We start from the raw sequence: 17,585 nt of genomic DNA, 5'->3' as shown, positions 1-17,585 counted from the left end.
GCTTGACCCGGCGGCTGCCGCGCTGCCATGCCGCGAGGATGGTGTTGGAGGCTCGCTGCTCAGGCGCGCCTGTCGCCATGGCGCATCGCCTCAGGCGTCCCCGCGCCATTCGCTGCCGCGCCTGATCTGCATGCGGAAGGCGTCGGGCGGTCTGCCCGTCGCCGCCACGAAGGCGCGGGTGAAATGGGCCAGGCTGGAATAGCCCAGCATCTGCGAGATGCGATGCACGGGCAATTCGCTGTGGCGCAGCATCTCGGCCGCGCGGTCCAGGCGAAGCCCGTGCAGCAGATCGATCGCGCGCCTGCCTCTTGCGGCCAGACAGGCCCGGTCGAGGGCGGTGAGGCTGGTCCCCATCTGCGCCGCCAGTTCTGCCAGCGTCACCTGCCGCCCCGGATCGGGCGCGATCTCGGCCAGAAAGCGCTCGACCAAGGCGTGATCGGCGCTGGCAGGACCGGGGTCGAGGCCGGTTTCGGCGGGCGGGTCCAGCCGTTGCAGGCGCAGGGCCAGCAGCGACAGGTGCTGGCGCAGCGCCTTGCTGCGCGCCGGCTCCGTCACGTCGCGCGCGGCCTCGGCCATCAGGTCCTGCAGCGCGAAGGACAGCGGCTCGGCCTGCTGCCCGACGCGCCCGGCCAGCCCCTGAGCGGGCAGCCCCGGGTCGAGCCCCCGCACCAGATCGTGCGGCAGTAGCAGCACATGGCCCTGCGTCTCGACCCCGGGCAGGGCTGCGAATGCGGTGCCCGAAGGGATGTAGCGCAAATCCCCGGGCCGCAGCAGCGCGCGCGATCCGGGCCAGCGCAGCGCCAGCCCGCCTTGCGTCACCCAGATCAGCACATGTTCGGGCCGCGTCCGGGGTTGCGGCGGGCTGTCATTCGTTCCCCACAGGAACGCCCCGAGCGGCAGCAGGCGCAGGCTGGCGCGGCGGGGCACGAACCGTCGCATCCCCGCATGCCGCGACGGCCCGAGCGGGTCCGGACCGGTCAGCGCCAGCGCCAGAGCCTCGGGCGGGGCCTTGCCGGTCGCAGCGCGCAGCGGCGTCGGCCTGTCAGTGCTGTCTGCAGGACGATTGACGGGGCGTCCATCATCGGGAATGACGGGGGCGGTGACGCCGGTCCGTGCGCCCGCGCGACCCGACCGCAGAAGGCTTGCGGTGAAGGGAAACCCCTTGCGCCAGTCACTGCCGCCCAGAACCGCCATCTGTCCGCGTTTCCTCCTGCCTCATGCAGGGATCATCGCCCAAACCGGTTAAAACACCATGAAGTAAATGCGACCCGAATACAATTCATCCTGCAGGTGTGTGATCTAGAACAGCGTTTCGGCCCGGCGCAGCGTCCAGTCGCGCATGCGCCCCCGGAACCAGATCCGCTGCGTCTTGGCATATTGGCGCGTGGCGATGACGGCCAGTTCGACCGCCTCGGCCAGACTGGTACGGCCCTGCAGATGCGCGACCAGCTCGGGCGCACCGATGGCACGCGCCCATTGCCGGTCGGGATGCCAGTCGAGCAGCATCGCGGCAACCTCGTCCAGCGCGCCGTCGCGGATCATCGCGTGGAACCGCGTCTCGATCCGGCGGGCCAGCCAGTCGCGGTCGGCCTCGATCAGGATGCGCTGGCAGTCGGCGGGGGCGATCAGGGGCGGCGGCGTCTCGTCCTGCCACGAGGACAGGCCGCGCCCCGTGGCGCGCAGCACCTCCCATGCGCGCTGGACGCGGGCGGGGTTGCGGCGGTCGATCCGGGCGGCGGTGGGCGCGTCGAGATCCGCCAGCAGCCGCGCCAGACCGTCGGGGCCGCGCAGGATCGCGTCGGCCTCGGCCCGCAGGGCGGGGGGCGTCGCGGGTATCTGCGCCAGACCCCGCGTCAGCGCCGTGAGGTAGAGGCCCGTTCCGCCCGTCACGATCAGCCGCTGCCCTATGAGCCCCGCCAGATCGCGCAGCCAATCGCCCACCGAATAAGTCCGGTCAGGCGTCACATGACCGTATAGCGCATGGGGCGCGCTCGCCTCGTCGGCGGCGTCGGGGCGCGCGGTCAGGACGCGCCAGCACGACCAGACCTGCAGCGCATCCGCGTTCACGATCACGCCACCCTGCGCCCGGGCCACCGCCAGCGCCAGCGCCGACTTGCCGCTGGCCGTGGGCCCCGCGATCAGCAGATGGCGCGACGGGTCGATTTCTGACAGGGTGGGCGCTTGCATGGGCGATCCGGGCAGTTGAACCTGCGGGCCTTTTGCGACATTTAACGCCCCGATGAAAGCGACCGGCGACAGGAGCCCCAGATGACCACCGAGACACCCAAGCACTATGGCCGCGTGATGCTGAAGATCTCGGGCGAGGCGCTGATGGGCGACCAGGGCTACGGGCTGCATCCGCCCACGGTCTCGCGCATCGCCGACGAGGTCGAATCGGTCCAGAAGATGGGCGTTGAGGTCTGCATGGTCATCGGCGGCGGCAACATCTTCCGCGGCCTGCAGGGCAGCGCCCAGGGGATGGAGCGGACGACGGCTGATTACATGGGGATGCTGGCCACCGTGATGAACGCGCTGGCCATGCAATCCGCGCTGGAGGCCAAGGGCCTGCATTGCCGCGTCATCAGCGCCATCCGCATGGATGAGGTCTGCGAGCCCTATATCCGCCGCCGCGCCATCCGGCACCTGGAAAAAAAGCGCATCGTGATCTTTGCGGCGGGAACGGGGAACCCCTATTTCACCACCGACACGGCCGCGACGCTGCGCGCGTCCGAGATGAATTGCGAGGCGATCTTCAAGGGGACCAAGGTGGATGGCGTCTATGACAAGGATCCGGTCAAGCACGCGGATGCCAAGCGTTACGGCGAGGTCACCTATGACGACGTGCTCCAGCAGCATCTGGGCGTGATGGACGCCTCGGCCATCGCGCTGGCGCGCGACAACCGCCTGCCGATCATCGTCTTCTCGCTGGACGCGCCCGGCGGGTTCCGCAGCATTCTTGAAGGTCGGGGGACCTACACCCATGTCCATAACTGAGCAGGGACCGTTTTCCCCGCGCGCGCGTCTTGACGCGCTGATCCACGGGCGCGCGGCCCAGACCTTCATCACCGCGGTGATCCTGTTCAACGCCATGATCCTTGGGCTGGAAACCTCGCCCCGGATCATGGCCTTCGCGGGGCCTCTGATCCTGTTTCTGGACCGCCTGTGCCTGACGATCTTCGTGATCGAGCTGGCGCTGAAGCTGTATGTCCGCAGGCTGCGTTTCTTCCGCGACGGCTGGAACGTGTTCGATTTCGCCATCGTTGCCATCGCGCTGATGCCCGCGACGCAGGGGCTGTCGGTGCTGCGCGCGCTGCGGATCCTGCGGCTCTTGCGGATCGTCTCGGTCACGCCGCGCCTGCGCCGCGTTGTCGAGGGGTTCCTGTCGGCGCTGCCCGGCATGGCAAGCGTCTTCCTGTTGATGGGGATCATCTTCTACATCTTCGCGGTCATGGCGACCAAGCTCTTTGCGGGCAGCTTCCCCGACTGGTTCGGCGATCTGGGCAATTCGGCCTATTCGCTGTTCCAGATCATGACGCTGGAAAGCTGGTCGATGGGCATCGTGCGCCCGGTGATGGAGGTCTATCCTCAGGCCTGGCTGTTTTTCGTGCCCTTCATCCTGGTCACGACCTTCGCGGTGATGAACCTTGTCGTCGGTCTGATCGTGAACTCGATGCAGGAGGCGCATTCCGAGGAATCCAACGTCGCCACCGAGGCCTATCGCGATGAGGTGCTGTCACGCCTGAGCGCGATCGAAGAGCGGCTGGCGCAGGCCGAGCGGGACAAGCGCGACGCCTCGTGAGGCGGCGCGCTGCCCATCCGGGGGGCAAAGGCTTTGCCAATCCCGGGCAATCTGGTTACAAGCGGAAAAAATCCAATTCAGAGGCGGTCCGACATGGCTGAGGACATCGAAATCGACATCGACGATCTGGAACGGCGCATGAAAGGCGCGATGGAGGCCCTGCGCGGCGAATTCGCCAGCCTTCGCACGGGCCGCGCCTCGGCCTCGATGATCGACCCCGTGCAGGTCGAGGCCTATGGCCAGATGACCCCGATCAACCAGCTGGGCACGGTGAACGTCCCCGAGCCGCGCATGGTCACGATCAACATCTGGGACAAGGCCATGGTCGGCAAGGTCGAGAAGGCGCTGCGCGAAAGCGGGCTGGGGATCAATCCGCAGCTGAACGGCACCATCATCATGCTGCCCATCCCGGAACTGAACGAGGAGCGCCGCCGCGAGCTGACCAAGGTCGCCGCGCAATATGCCGAACATGCCCGCGTCGCCATCCGCAACGTGCGCCGCGACGGGATGGACCAGGTCAAGAAGGGCAAGGCCAATGGCATGCCCGAGGATGACCAGAAGCTCTACGAGAACGAGATCCAGTCGCTGACCGACCGCATGATCGCGTCGGTGGACGAGGCTCTGACGGCCAAGCAGGCCGAAATCATGCAGGTCTGACAAGGCGATGGCTTTTGCCTGGGGCGCAGCGACCGCGGTGACGGCAGGGGGGACGACGCGTCCCCGCCATGTCGCCATCATCATGGACGGCAATGGCCGTTGGGCGACCGAACGCGGCTGGCCGCGTCTGGTCGGGCACCGTCGCGGCGCCGAGCGCGTCAAGCAGATCGTGCGCGCCTGCCCCGATCTGGGGGTGGACTGGCTGACGGTATACGCCTTCTCGACCGAGAACTGGAAACGCTCGACCGAGGAAGTCCTGGGCCTGATGAAGATCTTCCGCCGCTATATCGAGCGCGAGGCCGAAAGCATGTCGGCCGAGGGCGTGCGGATGCGCTTCATCGGCGGGCGCGAGCGGCTGGACCAGAAGTTGCAGGACCTCATGGCCTCGATCGAGGCGCGGACGGCGGGCAATACCCGGCTGAACCTGACCGTGGCGATCAATTATGGCGGCAGGGACGAATTGCTGCGCGCCTCGCGACGTCTGGCGGACAAGGTCGCGCGCGGCGAAGTTGACCAGCCCTGCGAGGCCGATCTGGAAGCCTGCCTCGACACGGCGGGCCATCCCGACCCCGATCTGGTGATCCGCACCTCGGGCGAGACGCGGATCTCGAACTTCCTGCCCTGGCAGGCAGCCTATTCCGAATACGAATTCACCCCGACCCTGTGGCCCGATTTCACGCCCCAGCATCTGTCGGACATCCTCGACCGGTTCGGCCTGCGCGAGCGGCGCTTTGGCGGCGCATGAGGGCGGGGTCGCGGATAGGCAGCGTCTCCGCCTCGGCGGGCAAATGGTCTGACCTGTCGCGGCGGATCGCCTCGACGCTGGTGCTGCTGGCGATCGGCGTGCTGCTCGCCACCGCGCAGGGCGTCTGGCTGCGGCTGGGCATGGCGGTGATCTCGGCCATCACCTTCTGGGAACTGGCGGCGATGACCGGCTGGCGCAAGCCCGCCCGGCACGTCACCCGGTTCGGCCGCTCGCGCCCCGTCGCGCTGGCGGCTCTGGCGGGGCTGGCGCAGGCCGTCGCCCTGACCGAGGCGCATGCGCTGATCTGGCTGGCGCTTGCCGTGCCGCTGATCGCCGGCGTTCCGGGCGCGGCGCGGCGCGACCGGCTGACCTATGTGCTGTTCGGTGCGGCGATCCTGCTGGTCGCCTACGGCCTTGTCGGCTTCCGTGAGGCTTACGGACTGCCTTTCGTGCTGTGGCTGATGGGCATCGTGATCGTGTCTGACACGGCGGGCTATTTTGTCGGCCGGATGATCGGCGGGCCGAAATTTTGGCCCTCGCTCAGCCCGAAGAAGACCTGGTCCGGCACGGTTGCGGGTTGGGTGGGCGCGACGCTGCTGGGCCTGATCCTGTGGCTTGCCGGCCATGGCGATGCGGCGCTGATCTGGGTCTCGCCCATCGTCTGCTTTGCGGGGCAGATGGGCGACATCGCGGAAAGCTGGCTCAAGCGGCGGGCGGGCGTCAAGGACAGCTCGAACCTGATCCCCGGCCATGGCGGCTTCATGGATCGTTTTGACGCAGTGACGGGGGCGGTTCTGGCCACGATGCTGATCGGGCTTCTGACCAGCCTGCCGGTGGTGAACTGACGTGACCAGACGCATCTCGATCTTCGGCGCGACCGGCTCGGTCGGGATCAGCGGTGTCGATCTGATCCGCCGCGACCCCGACCGCTTTCACGTCGTGGCCCTGACCGGCGGCCGCAACATCGAGCGTCTGGCACGGCAGGCGCGCGATCTGCGTGCCGAGATCGCCGTGACCGCCCATGACGACCTGCTGGACGATCTGCGCGCCGCGCTGCAGGGCAGCGGCACCATCGCCGCCGCAGGCCGCGAGGCGCTGATCGAGGCCGCCGCACGGCCCGCCGACTGGGTGCTGTCGGCCATCGTCGGTGCGGCCGGGTTGGCGCCCGGACTGGCCGCGCTTGCACAGGGCGGCGTTCTGGCGCTGGCCAACAAGGAATCGCTGGTCTGCGCGGGTGCGCTGCTGCGGCAGGCGGGCCGGACGGGCGGCGCCACGATCCTGCCGGTGGACAGCGAACATTCGGCGCTATTTCAGGCACTTCAGGGCGAGAAGCTAGACAGCGTCAAGGATGTGACCATCACCGCCTCGGGCGGCGCCTTCCGCGACTGGCCGCTGGAGCGGCTGGCGGCGGCGACCGTGGCCGAGGCCTCGACCCATCCGAATTGGGCGATGGGCCAGCGCATCACCATCGACAGCGCCTCGATGTTCAACAAGGCGATGGAGGTGATCGAGGCCAAGGAATTCTTTGGCCTCGGCGCCGACCGCATCAAGGTGCTGGTCCATCCGGAATCGATCATCCATGCCATGGTCAGCCATCATGACGGCGGTTCCATCGCGCATCTGGGCGCGCCCGACATGCGCCACGCCATCGGCTATGCGCTGAACTGGCCCGAACGCCGGCCGCTGCCCGTCGCGGCCCTCGATCTGGCCGCCTTGGGCAGCCTGACCTTCCGCCAGCCGGACGAACGGCGCTGGCCCGCCCTGCGCCTTGCGCGCGAGGTGATGGCGGCAGGGGGCGCGGCCGGGGCGGTCTTCAACGCGGCCAAGGAACAGGCGCTGGACGATTTCATCGCGGGGCGCATCCGCTTCACCGACATGGCTCCGCGGGTCGAGGCCACGCTGACCGATCTGGCCGGGCAGGGGGGCTTTGGCTCGGACCCCGCCAGCCTTGACGAGGTGCATCACTGGGACGCGCTGTCCCGCGAAAGGACAGCCGCATGACCGAGATCCTGACCGGAACGCTTGGCACGCTGTGGACGCTGGCCGCCTTCGTGGTCGCGCTGGCTGTGATCGTGACGGTGCACGAATATGGCCATTACATCGTGGGCCGCTGGTCCGGCATCCGGGCCGAGGTGTTCAGCGTGGGCTTCGGCCCGCGTCTGGCCGCAAGACGCGACCGGCGCGGCACGGTCTGGCAGGTCGCCGCGATCCCGCTTGGCGGCTATGTGCGCTTTCTGGGCGACGACAATATCGCCAGTGCCGGGCCGGGGCGTCCGGTCGATCCGGCGCTGCGGCGCCAGACGCTGGACGGCGCGCCGCTCTGGGCGCGGTTCGCCACGCTGCTGGCCGGGCCGGTCTTCAACTTCATCCTGTCGATCCTGATCTTCGGCGGCTTTGCGGTGGTGCAGGGCGTCGCCCAGCCCGAGGTGCGGGTGGGCACGATCTCGGCCGCGCCGCCCGAGGTGCAGAACCAGCTGCAGCCGGGCGATCTGGTGCTGGCGGTGGGCGACCAGCCCGTCGAGACCTGGGCGGATCTTGGCCGTGCCTCCGAGGCGCTGCCCCATCAGCCCGTCCAGACCTGGACCATCGAACGCGAGGGCCGCCGCCTGACGGTGCCCGGCCCCGATCCGATGCCCGCCCGCATCTCGGGCGTGGCGCCCCGCAGCGCCGCCGCCGAGGCGGGCCTGCGCGCGGGCGACGTGATCCTGGCCATCGACGGCGAGACGGTCGCGCGCTTCACCGACCTGCGCGCCGCCGTCGAGGCCGCCGAGGGTGCGCCCCTTCTGCTGCGCCTCTGGCGTCCGGGTGCGGGCGAGCGCGAGGTGACGCTGCGCCCGAAACTGTCGGACCTGCCCGCCCAGGGCGGCGGGTTCGAGCAACGCTGGCTGATCGGCGTCACCGGCGGGGAAAGCTTCTTCACCCCCGCCACCCGCCGCGCCGGCCCGGTCGAGGCGCTGGCCCTTGGCGCGGGGCAGACCTGGGCGATCATCGCCTCGTCCCTGACCGGGCTCTGGGCGATGATCACCGGCCAGATCGGCACCTGCAATCTGGGCGGGGCGATCAGCATCGCCGAAAGCACGGGGCAGGCGGCCAGCGCGGGGGGCGGCAACTTCCTGTGGTGGATCGCGGTCCTGTCGGCGGCGATCGGCTTTCTGAACCTGCTGCCGATCCCTGTTCTGGATGGCGGCCACCTGATGTTCTACAGCTACGAGGCGATCACCGGGCGGAAGCCTTCGGAACGGGTCCTGAACATGCTGACCTCGATCGGGCTGTTCGCGGTGCTGTCGCTGATGATTTTCGGGCTGACAAACGATCTTTTCTGCCCCTGACGCGGCAGGGCTTTTGACAGGCCCTCCCCGTTGGCGCTAGAGAACGAGAAAAAGATCGCCATCGCGGTCGCCGAGACAAGAGGGGCAGGCATGACACGGAAACTGGGCAAGGGCGCGGTGGCGCTGATGACGGCTCTGGCGGTTGCCGCACCGGCGGGCGTGGCGCCCTGGCAGGCCAGCGCGCAGACGGTTTCGGCCATTCGGGTTGAGGGCAACCAGCGTGTCGAGGAAGGCACGATCCGGTCCTTCATGAACCTGCCCGCCGGCAATGCCTCGCCTGGCGAGATCAACGACGCGCTGCAGCGCCTGCAGAATTCGGGCCTGTTCGAGACGGTCGAGATCGTCCAGCAGGGCGGCACGCTGGTCGTGCGCGTGCGCGAATATCCCACGATCAACCGCATCAATTTCGAGGGCAACCGCCGCCTGAACAACGAACGCCTGTCCGAGATCATCCGCAGCCAGGAACGCCGCATCTACCAGCCCAGCCAGGCGATCCAGGACGCGCAGGCCATCGCCGAGGTCTATGCCGCCGAGGGCCGTCTGGCCGCGCGCGTCGATCCGCGCATCATCCGCCGCAGCGACAACCGCGTCGATCTGGTCTTCGAGGTCCGCGAGGGCAACGTGACCGAGATCGAGCGTCTCAGCTTTACCGGCAACCGCGCCTTTTCCGACCGCCGCCTGCGCAACGTCCTGCAGACCAAGCAGGCGGGCCTGCTGCGGACCTTCATCCGCCGCGACACGTTCTCGCCCGAGCGGATCCCGCTGGACGAGCAGCTTCTGACCGATTTCTACCGCTCGCGCGGCTATGCCGATTTCCGCGTCCAGGCAGTGACCCCGGAAATCGCCCGCGAACGCGACGCGTTCTTCATCACGTTCAACATCCAGGAAGGCCCGCGCTACCGGTTCGGCCGCATCGACACCGTGTCCGAGATTCCGGGCGTCGATGCCGCGGCCTTTGCCGCCCAGAACCGCGTCCGCCGGGGCGAGGTCTACAACCCCGCCGTCATCGACAACACGATCCGCCGGATGGAGACCATCGCCATCCAGCAGGGCCTGAACTTCGTCAATATCGAGCCTCGCGTCACCCGGAACCCGCAGAACCAGACGCTGGACCTGACCTTCGCGCTGGTGCGCGGGCAGCGCATTTTCGTGGAACGCATCGACATCGAGGGCAACACGACCACGCTGGACGAGGTGATCCGCCGCCAGTTCTCGACCGTCGAGGGCGACCCCTTCAACCCCCGCGAGATCCGCAACTCGGCCGAACGCATCCGGGCGCTTGGCTATTTCGCGGATGCGCAGGTCGAGACCCGTCAGGGCAGCGGCCCCGATCAGGTCATCGTCGGCGTCAATGTCGAGGAACAGCCGACCGGCAGCCTGTCCTTCGGCGCCTCCTACGGCGTCAATGCCGGGATCGGCCTGAATGCCGGCCTGAGCGAGCAGAACTTCCTGGGGCGCGGCCAGTCGGTCGGGTTGCAGATCTCGACCGCCAGCGGCGACCGCACGGCCTCGGTCAACTTCTCCGAGCCGTTCTTCCTGGGGCGCAACCTGCGCTTCAGCATCGCGGCCAATTACAACGAGACCGAAAGCCTCAATTCCGATTACGACACCCGGACCATCGGTCTGCGACCGTCGATCGAGTTTCCGGTCTCGCAGAATGCACGGCTGGAACTGCGCTACCGCGTGTCCAAGGACACGCTGCGCAACGTCGATGACGACAGCTCGCGGCTGCTGCGCGACGAGACGGGCAGCCGCGTGACCTCGGCTCTGGGCTACACCTATAACTGGGACAGCCGCCGCACCGGGCTGGACCCGCTGACCTCGTATCGCTTCAGCTTCGGTCAGGACATTTCGGGCCTTGGCGGCGACGCGAAGGCGGTGACCACGACCGTCTCGGCCGGTGTCGAAAGCAATGCCTGGCGCGAGGAGATCACCCTGCGCGGCCAGATCGAGGCCGGCGCGATCGAGGGTTACGACGGCTATCAGCCCTGGATCCTCGACCGCTTCCGCAGCGGCAGCCGCATCCGCGGCTTCGAGCCGAACGGCCTCGGCCCGCGGGATCTGGGGGCGAACAATCAGGACGCGCTCGGCGGCAAGTATTTCTGGGCCGCCCGCGCCGAGGCGCAATTCCCCATAGGCCTGCCCGAGGAATACGGCATTTCCGGCGGTCTCTTCGCCGATATCGGCAGCCTCTGGGGTCTGGACGACGTGGCCGGCAATACCGGCACGATCGACGACAGCATGAAGGTGCGCTCGGCCGTGGGCGCCTCGATCTTCTGGACGACGCCGATCGGGCCCCTGCGGTTCAACTTCTCGAAGGCGCTGCGCAAGGAAGATTTCGACCGCACGCAGAATTTCGACCTGACGATCCAGACGCAGTTCTGAGATGCGCGGCGCGGGTCCCCTCGCAGCGCTTCTGGCGGCGCTGATCCTGCCCGGCGCCGCGCTGGCCCAGACCGAGGCCCCTGCGCCAGAGATCGGCGAACTGGCCGCCGATGCCGATCTGCCCGCGCCCGAGATCGCCGCGCCCGACCTGCCCGCGCGGGTGATCGCGCCGCCCGATCCGTCGGGCGTGCCGGTCTCGGCCATCCTGACCATCGACCAGAACCGCCTCTATGCCGCCTCGGCCTGGGGGCGGCGCGCCCAGGCCCAGCTCGAGGCCGAGGGCGGCCAGATCGCGGCCGAGAACGAGCGTCTGACCCAGCTTCTCTCCTCGGAAGAGGCGGCGCTGACCGACCGCCGCGCAGCCCTTCCGCCCGACGAGTTCCGCCGTCTCGCCGAGGCTTTCGATCTGCGTGCGACCCGGATCCGGCGCGAACGCGCCCAGGCCGTGCAAGAGCTGAACGACTGGGCCGATGCCGACCGTGCGGCCTTCTTCCGCGCGGCGCTGCCCCATATGGGTGATCTGATGGCGGAACGCGGCGCGGTGGCGGTCCTGGATTACCGCACGGTTTTCGTCTCGCTGGAAACCATCGACATCACCGAGGCCCTGACCGACCGGCTCGACCGCGAGATCGGCGACGGGGCAGGGGCCGTCCCCCTGCCCGAGGCGCCGCGCTAGGGCAGACGCGCCAGCCGTTCCGTCAGCAATGCGAACATGCCGTCGCGGTCCAGATCGCGGATGAACAGGGCGTTCGGCGCCCGCCCGCTGACACGCCACCAATCCGCGACGGTCATGCCGGTGGTGAACCTCCCCTCGGTCTCGATCTCGACATTGATCTCGCGGCCCTGGAACAGCTCGGGCCGGATCAGCCAGGCGATGGTGCAGGGGTCGTGCAGGGGGGCGCCGCTGCTGCCGTATTTCTCGCGGTCATAGCGCTCGAAGAAATCGGTCCAGCTGGCCACGGCAGGCCCGCAGCGCCCCGGCAGGGCGCGCATCGCCTCGACCCAGTCACGCGAGGTCAGCGCCCGGTGCGTCACATCCAGAGGCATCATCACGATCGGCACGCCCGAGGCAAAGACCTCTGAGGCGGCTTCCGGATCGACATAGATGTTGAACTCGGCAGCCGGGGTGATGTTGCCCACCTCGAAATAGGCGCCCCCCATCAGCACGATGCGCTTCACCCGGCCGATGATGTCGGGCGCGCGGCGGAACGCCTCGGCAATGTTGGTCAGCGGCCCGATGGGCACCAGCGTCACACTGCCCGCCGCCTCGCGACGCAGGGCCTCGATGATGAACTCGACACCGTGCTGCGCCTGCAAGGGCAGGCCGGGCGCGGGCAGGTCGATCCCGTCCAGCCCGGTCTTGCCATGCACATGCTCGGCCGTGACCAGAGGCCGCGCCAGCGGGCGGTCGCAGCCCGCAAAGACCGGCACATCCGTCCGCCCCGCCAGTTCCACGATCTTGCGCGCATTCACCTCGGTCAGGGCCAGCGGCACGTTCCCCGCCACCGCGACCACGCCCAGAACCTCGATCTCGGGCGAGGCCAGCGCCAGCAGGATGGCCACGGCATCGTCCTGGCCCGGATCGGTATCGATGATGATCTTCTGCGCCATGCCTCTCGCTCCTTGTCAGGCCGAAACCTGCGCCAGACATGCGGAAGGCGCAAGCCCTGCCTGCGCCTTTGCCTTGGTCCAAATATCCCGGGGGTGTGGGGGCTGGCCCCCACGGCCCGCCCCCGGCCGGGATCAGCCGTCGAAGTTGACCTGCTCGATCAGGTCAAGCGCGCGCGGGCGCAGGTCCGAGATCTCCGAGAGGGCCAGATCGTCGGCCTCGAACTCGCCCCAGCTGGCGACCAGCTCGGACAGGGCTACGCCTTCCTTCACCGGGAATTCGTGGTTCGTCTCGGCATAGATGCGCTGCGCCTCGTCACCGACCAGGAATTCGACCAGCTTCAGCGCGTTTTCGCGGTTCGGCGCGGCGGCGGTCATGGCGACGCCCGAGACGTTCAGATGCGTGCCGCCATCCTCGAAGGTCGGGAATTCGATGCGGACCGATTCGGCCCAGGCCTTCTGCTCGTCATCGGCCAGCATGCCGCCCATGTAATAGGTGTTGCCGATGGCGATGTCGCATTCGCCCGCCCAGATAGCCTTGACCTGGTCGCGGTCGCCACCTTCGGGCTTGCGCGCCAGGTTCGCCTTGATGCCTTCCAGCCAGGCCAGAGTGGCCTCCTCGCCATGATGGGCCAGATGGGCGGCGGTCAGCGCGACGTTGTAATCATGCGTGAAGACGCGGGTGCAGATGCGGCCCTGCCATTTCGGGTCGGCCAGATCCTCGTAGGTGGTGACTTCGTCCTCGGCCACGCGGTCCTTGTGGGCATAGATGATGCGGGCGCGGGTGGTCAGGGCAAACCACATGTTCTCGTCGTCGCGCAGGTTCGCGGGAATGACCGACAGCGCCTCGGCATCCATGGGCTGCAGGACGCCGGCATCCTTGACCTCGCCCAGGCGCGCGACATCGACGGTCAGGACCAGGTCGGCGGGCGAACGCGAGCCCTCGGCCTGAAGGCGCTCGACCATGCCCTTGTCGACAAAGGACGAATTGACCGTGATGCCGGTCTCGGCGGTGAAGGCGTCGAACAGCGGCTGGATCAGTTCCGGCTGCCGGTGCGAATAGACGTTCACCTCTTCGGCAAAGGCCGGGATCGCGGTGGCGCCGATCACGGCGACGGTGGTCAGAAGACGCATGTTGACCTCTTTTATCAGGTTTCCGGGGGCTCTTGCCATAGCCCGACGAAAGCTGTCAAGAAAATCCGTGCGCTGTGGCGGGGGTCCCGGTGCGTGACGCGCGGTGGCCGCTGCGCGTGACGCATTGACCAGATCGGGGCCGCGCGATAGGCCGCGCCCATGGCACGCGCACCCCTTCTGCAACTGACCGAGATTTCGCTGACCTTCGGCGGCGATCCGGTATTCGACGGCCTTTCGCTGACCATCCAGCCCGGCGACCGCGTCGCGCTGGTGGGGCGCAACGGCTCGGGCAAGTCCACGCTGATGAAGGTCATGGCCGGCCTTGTCGAGCCCGACCGGGGCGAGGTCGTCCTGTCCGCCGGCGTCTCGGTCGGCTATATGGAGCAGGACCCCGATCTGACGGGTTTCGACACGCTTGGCGCCTTTGCCCGCGCCGGCCTGCCCGAGGATGAGGGCTACCGCGTGGACATGGCCGCCGAGGGATTGAAATTCGACCCCGAGCGTCCCGTCGCCACGGCCTCGGGCGGGGAACGCCGTCGCGCGGCGCTGGCGCGGCTTCTGGCTCAGGCGCCCGAATTGATGCTGCTGGACGAGCCGACCAACCATCTGGACATCGAGGCGATCGGCTGGCTGGAAGAGCATCTGTCCCAGACCCGTGCGGGCTTTGTGCTGATCAGCCATGACCGCGCCTTTCTGCGTCGCCTGACGCGCGCGACGCTGTGGGTGGACCGGGGCGAGGTGCGACGCCAGGAAAAGGGCTTCGAGGCCTTCGAGGATTGGCGCGAGGCCGTCTGGTCCGCCGAGGATGATGCCCGCCACAAGCTGGACCGCAAGATCAAGGCCGAGGCCCGTTGGGCGGTCGAGGGGATCAGCGCCCGGCGCAAGCGCAATCAGGGCCGCCTGCGCGCGCTGGCGGCGATGCGCGCCGAACGGGGCGCCCAGATCCGCCGTCAGGGCACGGCGGCGATGGCGCTGGATTCGGGTCCGGTCTCGGGCAAGAAGGTGATCGAGGCGCGGGGCATCGCCAAGACCTTCGGCGAGCGGGTGATCCTGCGGCCGTTCGATCTGCGCGTGAACCGGGGCGACCGGATCGCCTTTGTCGGCCCGAACGGGGCGGGCAAGACCACGCTGATCAAGATGCTGACCGGCGAGATCGCGCCCGATCAGGGGCAGGTCACGCTTGGCACCAATCTGGAAATCGCGGTCTTCGATCAGGCCCGCGCCGCGCTGAACCCCGACCAGACGCTGTGGGAATCGCTGACCGGCGATCCCGAGATGCGCGTCTCGGGCCAGGCCGATCAGGTCATGGTGCGCGGCCAGCCGCGCCATGTGGTCGCCTATCTCAAGGATTTCCTGTTCGACGACGCGCAGGCTCGCGCACCCGTCCGCAGCCTGTCGGGCGGCGAAAAGGCGCGGCTGCTGCTGGCGCGGCTGATGGCGCGCCCCTCGAACCTGCTGGTTCTGGACGAGCCCACCAACGATCTGGATGTCGAGACGCTGGATCTGCTGCAGGACCTGCTGGGCGAATATGACGGCACCGTCCTGCTGGTCAGCCATGACCGCGACTTCATCGACCGCGTGGCCGACACGACCATCGCGATGGAGGGCGACGGCCGCGCCACGGTCTATGCCGGCGGCTACAGCGATTACCGTGCCCAACGCGCCGAGGATCAGCCAGCAGCCCCCGCCCCCATGCGCGAGACGGCAAAGGACGACCGACCCGCCGAGGTCGCGAAACCGGCCGCGCGCACGGGGCTCAGCTTCAGCGAAAGGCACCGCCTGGACGCGCTGCCCGGCATCATCGCGCGGCTCGAGGCCGAGATCGCCAAGCTGACCGAATTCCTGTCAGACCCGGACCTGTTCCAGAGCGCCCCCGCCAAGTTTCAGAAAGCCTCGGACGCGCTGGTCGAACGGCAGGCCGCCCTGGCCCAGGCCGAGGAGGAATGGCTGACCCTCGAGGAACGCGCCGGGGGCTGAGAGGCTCAGGCGCCCCGGCTGCGGTGCCGGCTGAGCCAGTGATGGGCGAAGCGCAGCTTGTGGCGCACCTGCGGGGTCAGCACGAAGGGATAGAGGTCGTCATTGTCCAGCGCCCGGTTGATGTCGTTCACCGCGATCGCGACCTCGGTGCCGACGCTCAGCAGCAGGCCGGTATCGGTTTCTTCGTAGGGGCGGAAATCCGGTGGCATTCCCGGCATGGTCAGTCCGGCGCTCGCGAAACTGTCGGTGAAATCGACGAGGTGCAGCAGATGGGCCGCCGTCTCGGCCCAGTCCTCATGGGGATGGGCGGTCGCGTAGGGGGTGATGAAATCCTCGCCCGGATCGCGCGGCGCAGCGTAGTGGCGCGCCAGGGCCGCGGCGTAATCCTGACGCTCGTCGCCGAAATGCTCGCGGAAGGCGGGCAGGAAATCCGGGGCGACGGCAAGCCGGTCGAACAGGAAATGCGCCAGCTCGTGCCGGAAATGCCCGACCATCGAACGGTATTGCTCGCCCAGATCGCGCTGGCGCTGCAGGCGGATCAGGGCGTCGGCCTCGGTGATGTTGATGGTGATCTCGCCCGCCGCATGGCCCATCGTGATCTGCTCGGTCCGGCCCTCGACATGTTCGGACAGCATCAGGAAATGCGGCCGGCGGCCCGGATCGGCATCGGTGAACCAGCCCCAGTTCGACAGATTCGCCAGAACCCATCTTTTCGCGCGCTCGGCCCGGTCGAACAGCACGCGGTTGTCGCCGATGCCCGGATCGGGAATGACCCGCGACATGGCGCAGGACCGGCAGAGCCCGACCGCCGATCCCGCATCGGCCACCCAATTGCAGCCGATCAGGTCGCGGTTCGCGCAGGCGAGCGCGTCCGCGACCATCGCCCGGGTCTCGGGATCGTAGCACAGCCTCGTGCCGCACAGGCAGGCAAGGTTGTGGAAATAGGCGCGGGCCCCGCAGCGGGGGCAGGCAAAGCGTTGCATTCCGTTCCCTGATCCGCCGACAGGGGGAAAGCCCCGGCGGCGGTCCGCGGTTCCCTCGGACCGGTCGCGCAAAGTTTCGGCGGGGTTTTCTTGACACGGGGCGCGCGCTCGTCCATATGCGCGTGATCCGGTCGGGCCGCAGGCTCTTGGCCGGCGCGTTATATTGATGACACCCGCATGACGGGTGCGCTGTCCGAAGGCGGGGCCTTGCCCCCGAACTCTGACGGTGAGGGGCGCCAGGCGCCACGAAACCGGCAGGGCCGCAGGACGCGGCAGGAAAGGGAAGTGAAGCGATGTTCGCGGTTCTGAAGACAGGCGGCAAGCAATACAAGGTTCAGGCGGGCGATGTCCTGCGTGTCGAGAAGCTGGCCGCCGCCGCTGGCGAGAAAGTCCAGTTCAACGAAGTGCTGATGGTCGGCTCGACCCTTGGCGCGCCTCTGGTCGACGGTGCCTGCGTGCAGGCCGAAGTGATCGACCAGATCAAGGCCGACAAGGTGATCACCTATGTCAAGCGCCGCCGCAAGCACAGCTCGCAGCGCACCCGCGGCCATCGCCAGCAGCTGACCCTGCTGCGCGTGACCGACGTGCTGGAAACCGGCGCCGACAAGACCGGCGTGAAGGCCGCAATCGGTGCTTCCACCAAAGCCACCGTCGAAGCGTAAGGAGACTGACCCATGGCACATAAGAAAGCAGGCGGTTCGTCCCGCAACGGTCGCGATTCGGCTGGCCGCCGTCTTGGCGTGAAACTCTATGGCGGGCAGGAAGCTGTCGCCGGCAACATCATCGTTCGTCAGCGCGGCACCAAGATGTGGCCGGGCGTCAATGTCGGCATGGGCAAGGATCACACCCTGTTCGCGCTGACCGATGGCCAGGTGACCTTCCGCAAGGGCCTGAAGGGTCGCACCTTCATTTCGGTGATGCCCGCAGCCCTCGACGCCGCCGAGTAACCCGAGCGTAACAATTCGCTG

At 68.2% G+C, this 17,585-nt stretch carries 16 protein-coding genes and 1 pseudogene; 12 read left to right on the top strand and 5 right to left on the bottom strand.

The features are described 5' to 3' along the window. Positions 1 to 90: 90 nt before the first annotated feature. Positions 91 to 1,194 carry a helix-turn-helix transcriptional regulator gene (locus QAR72_RS03370; protein ID WP_304615949.1) on the bottom strand — a complete coding sequence of 368 codons (1,104 nt, stop codon included), beginning with the start codon at positions 1,192 to 1,194 and terminating at the stop codon, positions 91 to 93. A 105-nt stretch (positions 1,195 to 1,299) separates the two neighbouring features. Further along, the gene (gene miaA, locus QAR72_RS03365) at positions 1,300 to 2,187 is read right to left on the bottom strand and encodes a tRNA (adenosine(37)-N6)-dimethylallyltransferase MiaA (RefSeq protein WP_304615948.1); all 888 of its coding nucleotides are present in this window, start codon (positions 2,185 to 2,187) and stop codon (positions 1,300 to 1,302) included. An 81-nt stretch (positions 2,188 to 2,268) separates the two neighbouring features. On the opposite strand from miaA, the gene pyrH reads away from it, so the two are divergent. From pyrH to QAR72_RS03320, 9 genes are all read left to right on the top strand, one after another. Beyond that, a complete protein-coding gene (pyrH, locus tag QAR72_RS03360; protein ID WP_304615947.1) occupies positions 2,269 to 2,994 on the top strand; it encodes a UMP kinase in 726 nt (241 codons plus the stop codon). Continuing rightward, positions 2,981 to 3,799, top strand: a complete 819-nt coding sequence (locus tag QAR72_RS03355) for an ion transporter (protein WP_304615946.1) — start codon at positions 2,981 to 2,983, stop codon at positions 3,797 to 3,799. The genes pyrH and QAR72_RS03355 overlap by 14 nt, the downstream gene beginning before the upstream one ends. Positions 3,800 to 3,892: 93 nt before the next feature. Then, positions 3,893 to 4,456, top strand: a complete 564-nt coding sequence (frr, locus tag QAR72_RS03350) for a ribosome recycling factor (protein ID WP_304615945.1) — start codon at positions 3,893 to 3,895, stop codon at positions 4,454 to 4,456. Between the two features lie 7 nt (positions 4,457 to 4,463). Then, positions 4,464 to 5,201, top strand: a complete 738-nt coding sequence (uppS, locus tag QAR72_RS03345; RefSeq protein WP_304615944.1) for a polyprenyl diphosphate synthase — start codon at positions 4,464 to 4,466, stop codon at positions 5,199 to 5,201. Further along, positions 5,198 to 6,046, top strand: a complete 849-nt coding sequence (locus tag QAR72_RS03340; RefSeq protein ID WP_304615943.1) for a phosphatidate cytidylyltransferase — start codon at positions 5,198 to 5,200, stop codon at positions 6,044 to 6,046. The genes uppS and QAR72_RS03340 overlap by 4 nt, the downstream gene beginning before the upstream one ends. A gap of 1 nt (position 6,047) precedes the next feature. Further along, positions 6,048 to 7,202 (top strand): 1-deoxy-D-xylulose-5-phosphate reductoisomerase, encoded by a 1,155-nt coding sequence (dxr, locus tag QAR72_RS03335; RefSeq protein ID WP_304615942.1) that lies wholly within the window; start codon positions 6,048 to 6,050, stop codon positions 7,200 to 7,202. Further along, on the top strand, positions 7,199 to 8,530 hold the full coding sequence (gene rseP, locus QAR72_RS03330) for an RIP metalloprotease RseP (RefSeq protein WP_304615941.1): 1,332 nt from the start codon (positions 7,199 to 7,201) through the stop codon (positions 8,528 to 8,530). Before dxr ends, rseP begins: the two co-directional genes overlap by 4 nt. A gap of 90 nt (positions 8,531 to 8,620) precedes the next feature. After that, a complete protein-coding gene (gene bamA, locus QAR72_RS03325; protein ID WP_304615940.1) occupies positions 8,621 to 10,915 on the top strand; it encodes an outer membrane protein assembly factor BamA in 2,295 nt (764 codons plus the stop codon). A 1-nt stretch (position 10,916) separates the two neighbouring features. Further along, positions 10,917 to 11,591: an OmpH family outer membrane protein gene (locus QAR72_RS03320; RefSeq protein ID WP_304615939.1), complete on the top strand. Its 675-nt coding sequence runs from the start codon at positions 10,917 to 10,919 to the stop codon at positions 11,589 to 11,591. Here the strand turns inward: QAR72_RS03320 and QAR72_RS03315 are convergent. Further along, positions 11,588 to 12,526, bottom strand: a complete 939-nt coding sequence (locus QAR72_RS03315) for a nucleoside hydrolase (RefSeq protein ID WP_304615938.1) — start codon at positions 12,524 to 12,526, stop codon at positions 11,588 to 11,590. The two genes, QAR72_RS03320 and QAR72_RS03315, sit on opposite strands and share 4 nt — an antisense overlap. A gap of 132 nt (positions 12,527 to 12,658) precedes the next feature. Beyond that, positions 12,659 to 13,657 (bottom strand): Fe(3+) ABC transporter substrate-binding protein, encoded by a 999-nt coding sequence (locus QAR72_RS03310; protein ID WP_304615937.1) that lies wholly within the window; start codon positions 13,655 to 13,657, stop codon positions 12,659 to 12,661. A gap of 159 nt (positions 13,658 to 13,816) precedes the next feature. Between QAR72_RS03310 and QAR72_RS03305 the strand changes: the two genes are divergently transcribed. After that, complete coding sequence (locus QAR72_RS03305; RefSeq protein ID WP_304615936.1) at positions 13,817 to 15,634, top strand: ABC-F family ATP-binding cassette domain-containing protein; 1,818 nt, start codon at positions 13,817 to 13,819, stop codon at positions 15,632 to 15,634. A 5-nt stretch (positions 15,635 to 15,639) separates the two neighbouring features. Here QAR72_RS03305 and QAR72_RS03300 read toward each other — a convergent pair whose 3' ends face one another. Next, complete coding sequence (locus tag QAR72_RS03300; RefSeq protein WP_304615935.1) at positions 15,640 to 16,617, bottom strand: putative zinc-binding metallopeptidase; 978 nt, start codon at positions 16,615 to 16,617, stop codon at positions 15,640 to 15,642. Between the two features lie 293 nt (positions 16,618 to 16,910). On the opposite strand from QAR72_RS03300, the pseudogene rplU reads away from it, so the two are divergent. Continuing rightward, positions 16,911 to 17,270 (top strand): annotated as a pseudogene (gene rplU / locus QAR72_RS03295) (50S ribosomal protein L21); the annotation flags it as partial. A gap of 21 nt (positions 17,271 to 17,291) precedes the next feature. Continuing rightward, a complete protein-coding gene (gene rpmA, locus QAR72_RS03290; RefSeq protein ID WP_304615933.1) occupies positions 17,292 to 17,564 on the top strand; it encodes a 50S ribosomal protein L27 in 273 nt (90 codons plus the stop codon). Positions 17,565 to 17,585: the final 21 nt, after the last annotated feature.

The organism is Paracoccus sp. (in: a-proteobacteria) (assembly GCF_030604785.1).
Taxonomy (GTDB): Bacteria; Pseudomonadota; Alphaproteobacteria; order Rhodobacterales; family Rhodobacteraceae; genus Paracoccus.
This window is presented reverse-complemented; position numbering and strand designations above follow the sequence as displayed.